Origin of the sequence: Streptococcus sp. HMSC071D03 (assembly GCF_001812125.1) — a bacterium.
In the GTDB taxonomy this organism is placed as follows: domain Bacteria; phylum Bacillota; class Bacilli; order Lactobacillales; family Streptococcaceae; genus Streptococcus; species Streptococcus pseudopneumoniae_N.
Window position 1 is genome coordinate 1 of sequence record NZ_KV807755.1, and the last position, 11,751, is coordinate 11,751.

Consider the following 11,751-nt stretch of genomic DNA (forward strand, 5'->3'; position numbering starts at 1 on the left):
TTTTGTCTTGTTCTTGTTTCAATTGACTATAAATAAAAACAGGTAGAATGAAAGATTTCTACCTGTTTCTTTTGAATTACTCAAAAAGAGGAAGCTCAGCCTCCTCTTTTTACATCTACTTAATTATGGTTTGATAACTTCAGCTCCACCCATGTATGGACGAAGAACTTCTGGAATGGTCACAGAACCATCTTCGTTTTGATAGTTTTCAAGGATAGCAGCGACGGTACGTCCAACAGCAAGTCCAGAACCATTCAAGGTGTGAAGAAGTTTAACCTTACCATCTGCTTCATCACGGTAACGGATTTGGGCACGACGTGCTTGGAAATCTTCTGTATTTGAACAGCTTGAGATCTCGCGGTAGGTATTTTGCGCTGGAATCCAAACTTCCAAGTCGTAAGTCTTAGCAGCTGAGAAGCCCATATCTCCTGTAGAAAGAGCAACTACACGGTATGGTAAGTTTAGTTTTTGAAGAATGTTTTCAGCGTTGGCTGTCATCTTTTCTAATTCTTCGTATGATTCTTCAGGTTTGGCAAATTTCACCATTTCAACCTTGTGGAATTGGTGCAAACGAATCAAGCCACGAGTATCACGACCAGCAGAACCAGCTTCTGAACGGAAAGATGGGCTCATAGCAGTAAAGTAGATTGGCAAGTCTTTTCCGTCAAGGATTTCATCACGATAGTAGTTTGTCAGAGGAACTTCAGCGGTAGGAATGAGGACGTAGTTCGTATCTTTCAATTCAAACGTATCTTCCTTGAATTTTGGATATTGTCCTGTACCAAACATTGAATCATGGTTAACCATGTAAGGTGTGATGACTTCAGTATAACCTTCCTTTCCATGCTCATCCAACATAAAGTTGTAGATAGCACGTTCCAAACGAGCCCCAAGTCCTTTGTAGAATAGGAAGCGCGCTCCAGTTACCTTTCCACCGCGTTCCCAGTCAAGGATACCAAGGTCTTCACCAAGATCCCAGTGGGCTTTTGGTTCAAAGTCAAACTCGCGAGGAGTTCCCCAACGGCGAACTTCTACGTTATCATCCTCGTCAGCACCGATAGGCACGCTATCAGCTGGGATATTTGGAAGAGTAGTGGTAAATTCTGTCAATTTAGCATCAATCTCCGCCAACTCAGCATCAAGAGCTTTTACCTCGGCAGAGAGGGTTTGCATAGCTGCAATCTTGTCGTCTGCATTTTCTTTGTTTCGCTTAGCTTGGGCAATTTCAGCAGAAACTGTGTTACGCTCTGCCTTGAGAGTTTCAACCTTAACCAAGATGTCACGTCGTTTGGCATCGATTTCTTTCATCTCATTCAAGATAGCAGCATCTACACCACGTGTAGCTAGTTTTTCAGCGACAGCATCAAAGTCTGTACGAATACGTTTGATATCTAACATATAAACTCCTTTGTGAAAAAAGCACACCTGACAACGCGTTGGAGTGGCAGGGCCACGGTTCCATCCAACTTCACAGGTGTGCACTTGATTCTGTATTTGATTTAAAATAACGGTAGAATTTCAATTAAATCCTCTATCTGCTCGCAGCACCCGCAGACTTTCTGAAAGAAGGAAGTAACCTACTTATCCGTTGCTATGATTATACTAAACTTTTTATTTTTTTGCAAATAGATTTTTAATTTTTTGACCAATGATTTGGACTAAGGTAGGAAGTTTGACTACCTTGTCATTTCCCAATTTTTCACGAGCAATCTTAAGGATTTTTCCAGAGTCTTTTGAGGCGAAGAGGAATTTTCCTTGATCTGTAAAGATTTCAAAATGACGACTGACCTTGCGGCCTGAAACATTGGCTCCGATTTGGTTAACGCTGGACCATGGGATTTGAATATAGTCCTCGACATTACGATCTGCGTAAAATTCTAGCGCATGATCTCCAACCAGAAATTTTCCAACCTTTCCTGTAATGGAGAGATAGGAGGTTCCAGTTGTTTGCAAGTCGACGACCTTGTTGAGGGATTGTGCCATGTTTAGTCTTCCTTATTTTCACCGAAAAATGCTTGGTAGAGAGCTTTAAGAGCGGCTTTTTCTTGGTCTTTTTGGACAACAAACATGATAGAAACTTCACTAGAACCTTGTGACATCATTTGGATGTTAATGTTGTTTTCAGATAGGGCACGAGTGGCTGTAGCAGTTACCCCGATATGGCGCTTCATTTTTTCCCCAACAATCATAATGATAGAGAGGTCGTGTTCGATTTCAGCGTGGTCTACCTCTGCTTTTTGAACTAACTGACGAAGGATTTCTTCTTCTTTAATAGGAGTTAATTCTCGTGAACGTAAAATGATAGATAGGTCATCGATACCAGTTGGCATATGTTCCCAACCAATATTAAGGTCCTCAAGAATCTGAAGAACTTTACGACCAAAACCGATTTCGCGGTTCATCAGATACTTAGACATATTAATGCTGACAAAGCCAGAATCACCAGCGATCCCAACAACTGGGAATTTGTCGCTGCTATGTTGTAGCACAATGCGAGTACCTGGGTGGTCTGGATTGTTGGTATTTTTAATGACAAGAGGAATTTTCCCACGGTAGGCTGGTAGAAGTGCTTCATCGTGTAGTACAGAGAATCCAGCATAGGCCAATTCACGCATTTCACGGTAGGTCAACTCAGGGATCGAGTGTGGTTGGTGTATAATACCTGGGTGGGCTGCAAAGATACCATCAACGTCTGTAAAGTTTTCATAGAGGTCTGCCTTAACACCGGCAGCAATGATAGAACCTGTAATGTCTGATCCTCCACGTGAGAAGGTACAGATTTGATCCTCCTTAGTAACACCGAAGAAACCAGGGATAACAAGAACTTCAGTTGAATTTGTCAATTCCTCGATTTTATCGTAACTTGATGGGATGATACGTGCATTTCCAGGTTCGCTCGTAACGACGATACCAGCTTCTCTAGGATGAACATAACGCGCCTCCAAGCCATTTTGGTTAAAGTAGGCTGCAATCAACTTGGCATTGTTATTTTCTCCAGCTGCTAGAAAGGTATCATAGAGAAACTTATTATCTTCAATTGGAAGAGTTGCAAGAGCACGGATGCTTTTTGAGATTTTTTCTAGAACTGTTGGTTTGAGTTTTAGCTCACTAACCATGGCAGCATAACGATCAATAATCCAGTTTTGACGTTTACTGATATCGTTACCAGCTACATAGTCGCGGTAGTATTTAATTAAGGCATCTGTCACCTTAGTATCCTCGGCGTCACGTTTGCCTGGAGCAGATACAACTACGAAACGACGTTCAGGGTCACTTTTTACAATGTTTAGAACTTTTTCTAACTGACTAGCAGAGGCAAGTGAACTTCCACCAAATTTTACAACCTTCATAAGAACTCCTAAAGTAAGTATTTTATACGATTATAGCAGAAAGAGGGGCTTTTTTCAATCTGGAAAATATCCTATACAATTGTTTGAAAGTCTCATCAGGAAAGCTTATAATAAAGATGTAGGAGGAAAGACTCTTCTGATGAAAGGAGTTGGGGGAAGATGATTAAAAGAGTGGTTTGTTTAATTTTACTAGTCCTTACCTTCGTGATGATTCCTACAAATATTGGAGCAAGGTCTCATCCTCTTCCCAGTGGTCGTTTGACGGGAGAAGAATTAGCGATGGAGTATGCTCAGGAGCGTCATATTTCAGTTGAGAGGGCTAAAATTATCTTATCTATCGGCTTGTCAGATAGTAAGGCAAGGACCTATCGAATTCTCTCTGAAAAGATTATCGTTAATCCTGACTATGAAGCTAGAGTCAAGTTTTATTGTCGAACAGATGAAAGTGGACAATTTAGAGGAATCACGAAACTCTTAGCTACAAGTCTGGTCACCAAGGACGGGGATAAGGAAGCTCCTTTTACAGGCAATTTTTTTGCCTACCTTGAAGATCCAAATCGTGTTTTTTACATGGTTTCAGGAGAATTCTACCACAAGGGATCCAACCAAGAACAGCTCTATCAGAGAGAAGGAGGACGAATGCTTGAAGTGATTTATGATTTCATGGATGATACAAGTACTGGTTTTCCTGTATTTTTAGAGACCAAACTAAGATTTTAAAATCGGCCGAGACACTTTCGGTCGATTTTTCTCTTGTTTAAAAAGTCAGAAAAAGATATAATTTGAAAATAAAACAATTTAAATATCATTGTAATTTAAAAGGAGTGGCTATGAATCATATTATCTATCAAGTTCAGGACGATCTAGCGATGCTTACTCTGAATCGTCCCGAGGTAGCAAATGGTTTTCATATTCCTATGTGTCAGGAAATTTTAGAAGCCTTAGAATTAGCTGAAAAAGATAGTGCTGTTTCCTATATTCTCATCAATGCAAGAGGCAAAGTTTTTTCTGTCGGAGGAGACTTGGTAGAGATGAAACGAGCTGTCGATGAGGATGATATTGCATCCTTGGTTCAGATTGCAGAATTAGTCAATGCCATTTCTTATAAACTGAAGCAAATTCCTAAGCCTATCATCATGGAAGTAGACGGAGCAGTTGCTGGAGCTGCGGCTAATATGGCTTTAGCAGTTGATTTCTGTATTGCTTCTGACAAAGCTAAATTCATTCAAGCCTTTGTAGGCGTGGGCCTGGCTCCAGATGCGGGTGGTTTATTCTTGCTGACACGATCACTAGGAGCGGCTCGGGCAACGCAACTGGCTATGACCGGTGAAGCTTTTACAGCTGAGAAGGCTTTAGAAGTAGGAGCTGTCTATCGTCTGTGTGCTAGTGAGCAACTGGAAAAGGCAAGAGAGCAACTATTGAAGAAGTTGAGAATAGGATCTACTAACTCATACGCAGCCATTAAGAAATTGGTCTGGGAGAGCGAGTTTAAGCAGTGGCATGAATATGCCAAATTGGAACTGGAGCTACAGGAAACTCTATCTTATACCGAAGATTTTAAGGAAGGTGTTCGTGCACATTCTGAAAGAAGACATCCAAAATTTTGGGGGAAATAATAAAATACTTGCGCAATTCTTTGAAGTTTGATATACTTTTTTTGTCAAATGTTTTGATAGTTAAACTTTTTGATGAGGGAGGGAAGAAAATTGGACTACCAACGGATCAATGACTATTTAACATCTATTTTTAATAACGTCTTGGTGATTGAGGAAATGAGTTTGAGAGGTAGTCGTTTCAAGGATATCTCCATCAAGGAAATGCACACGATTGATGTGATTGGCAAGTTTCCAGATGTGACTCCAAGTCAAGTGTCTAAAGAGTTGATGGTAACTCTAGGAACCGTGACAACTAGCTTAAACAACTTGGAACGAAAAGGTTATATCGAGCGCTTGCGATCAGATCAGGATCGTCGTGTAGTACATCTGCATTTGACCAAGAAAGGTCGACTCGTACATCGTCTCCATAAACGTTTCCATAAGGCCATGGTCGAAAGAATTATCGAAGGCATGAGCCCAGAGGAACTGGATGTTATGAGTAAAGGTTTGACCAATCTTTATCAATTTTTGGAGGATTTGAAATAATGGCTTTTGCAAAAATAAGCCAGGTTGCTCATTATGTACCAGAGCAGATTGTCACAAATGAGGATTTAGCTCAGGTTATGGATACGAGTGATGAATGGATTTCAAGTCGAACTGGGATTAAGGAACGTCGCATTTCTAAGACAGAATCAACAGGAGATTTGGCAACGGCAGTTGCAAAACAACTCCTAGAGAAGGCAGGGATTTCTGCTGAAGAGTTGGATTTTATCATCCTAGCTACGATGACACCTGACTCAATGATGCCTTCTACTGCAGCACGTGTACAGGCTCGTATTGGTGCTCGTAAGGCCTTTGCATTTGATCTAACCGCCGCTTGTAGTGGCTTCACCTTTGCCCTTTCAACTGCTGAGAAATTCATATCATCTGGACGATTTGGCAAGGGCTTGGTCATCGGTAGTGAAACTATGTCCAAAACCTTAGACTGGACAGATCGTTCAACAGCTGTCCTATTTGGAGATGGAGCTGGTGGCGTCTTGTTAGAAGCAAGCGATAAGCAACATTTCCTAGCGGAAAGTCTCAATAGCGATGGTTCACGTAGTGAGTGCTTGACCTATGGGCAGACAGGTTTGACTTCCCCATTTTCAGTTCAAGAAAAGCCAGATGCTTTCTTGAAAATGGATGGCCGAGCAGTTTTTGATTTTGCAATTCGAGATGTTGCTAAGTCTATCAAGGAGACCATAGAGATGAGTCCTGTATCTGCAGAAGAACTAGACTATCTCCTGCTTCATCAGGCCAATAACCGTATCTTGGATAAGATGGCTAGAAAAATCGGTGTAGATCGTGATAAGCTTCCCGCAAATATGACCAAGTATGGCAATACTAGTGCGGCAAGTATTCCGATTTTACTTTCAGAGTGTGTAGAAGAAGGGCTCATCCATTTGGATGGTAGCCAAAAAATACTCTTGTCAGGCTTCGGTGGAGGTTTGACATGGGGCACGCTTGTTGTTACAATTTAGGTAATCATGTGGTAAACACATTGTTATAAAAACTATTTATTTTAAAGGAGTCTATCATGGCAGTATTTGAAAAAGTACAAGAAATTATCGTTGAAGAACTTGGAAAAGATGCATCAGAAGTAACGCTTGAATCTACTTTTGATGATTTGGATGCAGATTCATTGGACTTGTTCCAAGTAATCTCTGAAATCGAAGATGCTTTTGATATCCAAATCGAAGCAGAAGACAACTTGAAAACAGTTGGTGACTTGGTTGCTTATGTTGAAGAGCAAACAAAATAATTTATACTCTTCAAAAATCAAATTCAAACCACGTCAGCTTCGCCTTGCCGTACTCAAGTACAGCCTGCGGCTAGCTTCCTAGTTTGCTCTTTGATTTTCATTGAGTATTAAATAAATGGAGAAGGAGTAGGGAAACCCGCTCCCTCTTGTTCAGGTAATAGTTTGACAGTCAAAGTATAATATGGTCGAACTATTACCTAAGCAAGACTCATGGAGGCACTATGAAAACACGTATTACAGAATTATTGAATATTAAATATCCTATCCTTCAGGGAGGAATGGCCTGGGTTGCTGATGGTGACCTAGCGGGTGCTGTTTCAAAGGCAGGTGGTTTGGGTATCATCGGTGGAGGAAATGCTCCCAAGGAAGTGGTTAAGGCCAATATCGATAAGATTAAATCATTAACAGACAAGCCATTTGGTGTCAACATTATGCTTTTGTCTCCATTTGTTGAAGATATCGTTGATCTTGTGATTGAAGAAGGGGTTAAGGTTGTTACAACTGGCGCAGGGAATCCAAGTAAATACATGGAACGATTCCATGAGGCAGGGATTACTGTTATTCCAGTTGTCCCAAGTGTGGCTTTGGCAAAACGCATGGAAAAAATTGGTGCGGATGCTGTCATTGCTGAAGGTATGGAAGCCGGTGGACACATCGGTAAATTAACGACCATGACCTTGGTTCGTCAAGTTGCAGCTGCTGTTTCAATTCCTGTTATCGCTGCTGGTGGTATTGCAGACGGTGAGGGAGCTGCAGCTGGATTTATGCTTGGTGCAGAAGCTGTGCAAGTAGGAACTCGTTTTGTAGTTGCTAAAGAATCAAATGCTCATCCAAACTATAAAGCTAAGATTTTAAAAGCTCGTGATATTGACACAACGATCTCAGCACAACATTTTGGACACGCAGTTCGTGCCATTAAAAACAAATTGACTCGTGATTTCGAGCAAGCTGAAAAAGATGCCTTTAAACAAGAAAATCCAGACTTAGAAATTTTTGAACAAATGGGCGCAGGAGCCTTAGCTAAGGCTGTTGTCCATGGTGATGTGGATGGCGGTTCAGTTATGGCTGGTCAGATTGCAGGTCTGGTTTCGAAAGAAGAAACTGTTGAAGAAATCTTAAAAGATATTTACTACGGTGCAGCTGAAAAGATTCAAGCAGAAGCTGCTCGTTGGGCAGGAGTTACAAGAAATGACTAAAACAGCCTTTCTATTTGCAGGTCAAGGAGCCCAGTACCTAGGAATGGGACGTGAGCTATACGACCAATATGCTATCGTCAAGGAAACAATCGACCAAGCTAGCCAAGTCTTAGGGTATGACCTTCGTGACTTGATTGATAATGATGAAACAAAGCTAAATCAGACTTGTTACACGCAACCAGCTATTTTAGCTACGTCCGTTGCTATTTACCGACTACTAAAGGAGAAAGGTTATCAGCCTGATATGGTGGCAGGTTTGTCTCTTGGAGAATATTCTGCCCTGGTAGCTAGTGGTGCCTTGGATTTTGAAGATGCAGTGGCTCTAGTTGCAAAACGTGGGTCTTATATGGAAGAAGCAGCACCAGCAGGATCAGGGAAAATGGTAGCTGTGCTTAATACACCGGTTGAAGTAATTGAAAAAGCTTGTCAAGAAGCCTCTAAACTTGGTGTTGTAACTCCAGCTAACTACAATACGCCGAGTCAGATTGTTATTGGTGGTGAGGTAGTGGCGGTAGATCGTGCGGTTCGACTCTTGCAAGAAGCAGGAGCAAAACGTTTAATTCAGCTCAATGTTTCAGGTCCTTTCCATACAGCTTTGCTGGAAACTGCTAGTCAGAAATTAGCTCAAGTCTTGACAGAGATTGAGTTTTCTGACTTTGCTTGTCCACTTGTTGGCAATACAGAAGCAAAGGTCGTGGAAAAAGAACGCATTGCAGAACTCTTAACTCGTCAAGTTAAGGAACCGGTGCGTTTTTATGAAAGTATTGCTCTTATGCAAGAAGCTGGTGTGAATCGTTTTATCGAGATTGGTCCTGGGAAGATCTTGTCAGGATTTGTCAAAAAGATTGATAAAACAGCTCAACTTGCAAATGTGGAAGATCAAGCAAGTTTACAAGCACTCTTAGAAAATTAGCCAAACTGGTAGAAGTTTTGAAAGGAGAAACATGAAACTAGAAAATAAAAATGTCTTTATCACAGGCTCAAGTCGAGGAATTGGTCTTGCCATTGCTCATAAATTTGCCAGCTTGGGAGCCAATGTTGTCTTGAATAGTCGTGGTGAAATCTCTGAGGAGCTTCTAGCTGAATTTAAACCATACGGAGTGAAGGTCCTTGCTATTTCTGGTGACGTTTCTAATTTTGCGGACGCAAAGCGTATGGTGGACCAAGCCATTGAAGAGCTGGGTTCAGTTGATGTCCTCGTTAATAATGCTGGGATTACTCAAGACACTCTCATGCTTAAGATGACAGAAGAAGATTTTGAGAAGGTTTTAAAAGTCAATTTGACAGGTGCCTTCAATATGACACAATCAGTCTTAAAACCGATGATAAAAGCTCGCGAAGGTGCTATCATCAATATGTCTAGTGTCGTTGGTCTCATGGGAAATATCGGTCAAGCGAACTATGCTGCTTCAAAGGCAGGATTGATTGGTTTTACCAAGTCTGTAGCACGTGAGGTTGCCAATCGCAATGTGAGAGTAAATGCTATTGCGCCAGGAATGATTGAATCGGATATGACCGCTGTCTTGACAGATAAAGTAAAGGATGCCATGTTGGCGCAAATTCCGATGAAACAGTTTGGACAAGCAGAGCAGGTGGCTGATGTGACAGCCTTTCTTGCTAGTCAAAATTATCTAACAGGACAAGTAATTGCAATTGATGGTGGACTAACCATGCAATAAGAGTTAAAATAGAGGTAGAAGAATGAAACTGAATCGAGTAGTAGTGACAGGTTATGGAGTGACATCTCCAATCGGAAACACACCAGAAGAATTTTGGAACAGCTTAAAAACTGGTAAGATTGGAATTGGTGAAATTACTAAGTTTGATCATAGTGAATTTGCAGTGCATAATGCGGCAGAAATCAAAGATTTTCCTTTTGACAAATATTTTGTAAAAAAAGATACCAATCGTTTCGATGATTATTCTTTGTATGCGCTATATGCAGCACAAGAAGCCGTTAATCATGCAGGTCTTGATGTAGAAGCTCTGGATAAGGATCGCTTTGGTGTTATCGTTGCTTCAGGTATTGGTGGAATCAAGGAAATCGAAGATCAAGTCATTCGCCTTCATGAAAAAGGTCCAAAACGTGTGAAACCGATGACCCTTCCAAAAGCTTTAGCAAATATGGGCTCAGGAAATGTTGCTATGCGCTTTGGTGCTAATGGTATTTGTAAATCTATCAATACTGCTTGTGCTTCTTCAAATGATGCAATCGGGGATGCCTTTCGTTCCATTAAGTTTGGTTACCAAGACATCATGCTAGTTGGTGGTTCTGAGGCTTCTATCACTCCATTTGCCATTGCAGGCTTCCAAGCCTTGACAGCTCTTTCAACAACAGAGGATCCAAGTCGTGCCTCTATTCCATTTGACAAAGACCGTAATGGTTTTGTCATGGGAGAAGGGGCAGGGATGTTGGTTCTTGAAAGTCTAGAGCACGCAGAAAAACGCGGTGCAACTATTCTAGCTGAAGTTGTTGGTTACGGGAACACTTGTGATGCCTACCATATGACTTCACCACATCCAGAAGGACAAGGAGCTATTAAAGCCATCAAATTAGCCTTGGAAGAAGCTGAGATTTCTCCAGACCAAGTAGCCTATGTCAATGCTCATGGAACCTCGACTCCTGCCAATGAAAAAGGAGAAAGTGGTGCCATTGTATCTGTTCTAGGTAAGGATGTTCCAGTTTCTTCAACCAAATCCTTCACAGGTCATTTGCTGGGAGCAGCAGGGGCTGTTGAAGCCATTGCTACTATTGAAGCTATTCGTCATAGCTATGTTCCAATGACAGCTGGAACGAAAGAATTATCAGACTATATCGAAGCGAACGTTATCTATGGACAGGGATTGGAGCGTGAAATTCCATATGCTATCTCAAATACCTTTGGATTTGGTGGGCATAATGCAGTCCTTGCTTTCAAACGTTGGGAGAATAAGTAAAGATGAATTTAAATGAAATCAAAGACTTGATGGCGCAATTTGACCAGTCAAGCTTGAAAGAATTTTCTTATAAAAATGGAACGGATGAGTTGGTCTTCAGTAAGAATGAAGCGAAACTTGTTGCAGAAGCAAGTCCAGCACCTCAAGCTCCAACTACAACACCAATTGTAGAAACAGATTCAGAAACAAGCGTTACTGAATCTGTAGCTGAAGGAGATCTAGTAGAGAGTCCACTTGTCGGAGTTGCTTACTTGTCTGCGGGACCAGACAAACCTAATTTTGTTTCAGTTGGTGATACTGTTAAAAAAGGCCAAACCTTGGTCATCATAGAAGCCATGAAGGTCATGAACGAAATTCCAGCACCTAAAGACGGTGTCGTAACAGAAGTTCTTGTTGCTAATGAAGAAATGGTTGAGTTCGGGAAAGGCTTGGTACGTATCAAATGATTGATATTCAAGGAATTAAAGAAGCTTTGCCTCACCGCTATCCCATGCTCTTAGTGGATCGTGTTTTGGAAGTCAGCGAAGATACAATCGTTGCCATTAAAAATGTGACGATTAACGAACCTTTCTTCAATGGTCATTTTCCTCAATACCCAGTTATGCCAGGAGTCCTCATTATGGAAGCCTTGGCTCAGACAGCAGGTGTTTTGGAATTGTCTAAACCTGAAAAAAAAGGGAAACTTGTCTTCTATGCTGGTATGGATAAGGTTAAGTTTAAGAAACAAGTTGTTCCTGGTGATCAGCTTGTCATGACAGCAACGTTTGTCAAACGTCGTGGCACAATCGCTGTAGTAGAAGCGAAGGCAGAAGTAGATGGTAAGCTTGCAGCAAGCGGTACTCTGACCTTTGCTATTGGAAACTAGGGAGGTT

14 protein-coding genes are annotated in these 11,751 nt (G+C 41.4%); 11 read left to right on the forward strand and 3 right to left on the reverse strand.

Going from position 1 to position 11,751, the window contains the following annotated elements:
• Window positions 1-123: 123 nt before the first annotated feature.
• From serS to HMPREF2837_RS05820, 3 genes are all read right to left on the reverse strand, one after another.
• Entirely contained in the window at window positions 124-1,398 is a 1,275-nt protein-coding gene (serS, locus tag HMPREF2837_RS05810) for a serine--tRNA ligase (protein WP_000884217.1), read from the reverse strand.
• A 213-nt stretch (window positions 1,399-1,611) separates the two neighbouring features.
• Complete coding sequence (locus HMPREF2837_RS05815) at window positions 1,612-1,983, reverse strand: DUF956 family protein (RefSeq protein WP_049548975.1); 372 nt, start codon at window positions 1,981-1,983, stop codon at window positions 1,612-1,614.
• Window positions 1,984-1,985: 2 nt separating this feature from the next.
• A complete protein-coding gene (locus tag HMPREF2837_RS05820; RefSeq protein ID WP_049548976.1) occupies window positions 1,986-3,350 on the reverse strand; it encodes an aspartate kinase in 1,365 nt (454 codons plus the stop codon).
• A 159-nt stretch (window positions 3,351-3,509) separates the two neighbouring features.
• Between HMPREF2837_RS05820 and HMPREF2837_RS05825 the strand changes: the two genes are divergently transcribed.
• From HMPREF2837_RS05825 to fabZ, 11 genes are all read left to right on the forward strand, one after another.
• Window positions 3,510-4,070 (forward strand): hypothetical protein, encoded by a 561-nt coding sequence (locus HMPREF2837_RS05825; RefSeq protein WP_049548977.1) that lies wholly within the window; start codon window positions 3,510-3,512, stop codon window positions 4,068-4,070.
• A gap of 110 nt (window positions 4,071-4,180) precedes the next feature.
• Window positions 4,181-4,966 carry an enoyl-CoA hydratase gene (locus HMPREF2837_RS05830; RefSeq protein WP_049548978.1) on the forward strand — a complete coding sequence of 262 codons (786 nt, stop codon included), beginning with the start codon at window positions 4,181-4,183 and terminating at the stop codon, window positions 4,964-4,966.
• A 90-nt stretch (window positions 4,967-5,056) separates the two neighbouring features.
• Entirely contained in the window at window positions 5,057-5,491 is a 435-nt protein-coding gene (locus HMPREF2837_RS05835; RefSeq protein WP_049548979.1) for a fatty acid biosynthesis transcriptional regulator FabT, read from the forward strand.
• Window positions 5,491-6,465, forward strand: coding sequence for a beta-ketoacyl-ACP synthase III (locus tag HMPREF2837_RS05840; protein ID WP_049548980.1), 975 nt, complete (start codon window positions 5,491-5,493; stop codon window positions 6,463-6,465). Before HMPREF2837_RS05835 ends, HMPREF2837_RS05840 begins: the two co-directional genes overlap by 1 nt.
• Window positions 6,466-6,521: 56 nt before the next feature.
• Complete coding sequence (locus HMPREF2837_RS05845) at window positions 6,522-6,746, forward strand: acyl carrier protein (RefSeq protein ID WP_000257840.1); 225 nt, start codon at window positions 6,522-6,524, stop codon at window positions 6,744-6,746.
• A 221-nt stretch (window positions 6,747-6,967) separates the two neighbouring features.
• Window positions 6,968-7,942: an enoyl-[acyl-carrier-protein] reductase FabK gene (gene fabK / locus HMPREF2837_RS05850; RefSeq protein ID WP_049548981.1), complete on the forward strand. Its 975-nt coding sequence runs from the start codon at window positions 6,968-6,970 to the stop codon at window positions 7,940-7,942.
• Window positions 7,935-8,855 carry an ACP S-malonyltransferase gene (fabD, locus tag HMPREF2837_RS05855; RefSeq protein ID WP_049548982.1) on the forward strand — a complete coding sequence of 307 codons (921 nt, stop codon included), beginning with the start codon at window positions 7,935-7,937 and terminating at the stop codon, window positions 8,853-8,855. Before fabK ends, fabD begins: the two co-directional genes overlap by 8 nt.
• Window positions 8,856-8,886: 31 nt before the next feature.
• Window positions 8,887-9,621: a 3-oxoacyl-[acyl-carrier-protein] reductase gene (gene fabG, locus HMPREF2837_RS05860; RefSeq protein WP_049548983.1), complete on the forward strand. Its 735-nt coding sequence runs from the start codon at window positions 8,887-8,889 to the stop codon at window positions 9,619-9,621.
• A gap of 22 nt (window positions 9,622-9,643) precedes the next feature.
• The gene (gene fabF, locus HMPREF2837_RS05865; protein WP_049548984.1) at window positions 9,644-10,879 is read left to right on the forward strand and encodes a beta-ketoacyl-ACP synthase II; all 1,236 of its coding nucleotides are present in this window, start codon (window positions 9,644-9,646) and stop codon (window positions 10,877-10,879) included.
• 2 nt (window positions 10,880-10,881) lie between these two features.
• A complete protein-coding gene (gene accB / locus HMPREF2837_RS05870) occupies window positions 10,882-11,325 on the forward strand; it encodes an acetyl-CoA carboxylase biotin carboxyl carrier protein (RefSeq protein ID WP_049548985.1) in 444 nt (147 codons plus the stop codon).
• Entirely contained in the window at window positions 11,322-11,744 is a 423-nt protein-coding gene (fabZ, locus tag HMPREF2837_RS05875) for a 3-hydroxyacyl-ACP dehydratase FabZ (RefSeq protein ID WP_049548986.1), read from the forward strand. Before accB ends, fabZ begins: the two co-directional genes overlap by 4 nt.
• The last annotated feature ends 7 nt before the right edge of the window (window positions 11,745-11,751 follow it).

Excerpts from the sequence above, each read along its gene's own strand:
- serS (WP_000884217.1), bottom strand. The coding sequence starts at position 1,398 with ATGTTAGATATCAAACGTATTCGTACAGACTTTGATGCTGTCGCTGAA.
- fabK (WP_049548981.1), top strand. The coding sequence starts at position 6,968 with ATGAAAACACGTATTACAGAATTATTGAATATTAAATATCCTATCCTT.
- fabD (WP_049548982.1), top strand. The coding sequence starts at position 7,935 with ATGACTAAAACAGCCTTTCTATTTGCAGGTCAAGGAGCCCAGTACCTA.
- accB (WP_049548985.1), top strand. The coding sequence starts at position 10,882 with ATGAATTTAAATGAAATCAAAGACTTGATGGCGCAATTTGACCAGTCA.
- HMPREF2837_RS05845 (WP_000257840.1), top strand. The coding sequence starts at position 6,522 with ATGGCAGTATTTGAAAAAGTACAAGAAATTATCGTTGAAGAACTTGGA.
- fabG (WP_049548983.1), top strand. The coding sequence starts at position 8,887 with ATGAAACTAGAAAATAAAAATGTCTTTATCACAGGCTCAAGTCGAGGA.
- HMPREF2837_RS05830 (WP_049548978.1), top strand. The coding sequence starts at position 4,181 with ATGAATCATATTATCTATCAAGTTCAGGACGATCTAGCGATGCTTACT.
- HMPREF2837_RS05825 (WP_049548977.1), top strand. The coding sequence starts at position 3,510 with ATGATTAAAAGAGTGGTTTGTTTAATTTTACTAGTCCTTACCTTCGTG.
- HMPREF2837_RS05820 (WP_049548976.1), bottom strand. The coding sequence starts at position 3,350 with ATGAAGGTTGTAAAATTTGGTGGAAGTTCACTTGCCTCTGCTAGTCAG.
- fabZ (WP_049548986.1), top strand. The coding sequence starts at position 11,322 with ATGATTGATATTCAAGGAATTAAAGAAGCTTTGCCTCACCGCTATCCC.
- fabF (WP_049548984.1), top strand. The coding sequence starts at position 9,644 with ATGAAACTGAATCGAGTAGTAGTGACAGGTTATGGAGTGACATCTCCA.
- HMPREF2837_RS05815 (WP_049548975.1), bottom strand. The coding sequence starts at position 1,983 with ATGGCACAATCCCTCAACAAGGTCGTCGACTTGCAAACAACTGGAACC.
- HMPREF2837_RS05840 (WP_049548980.1), top strand. The coding sequence starts at position 5,491 with ATGGCTTTTGCAAAAATAAGCCAGGTTGCTCATTATGTACCAGAGCAG.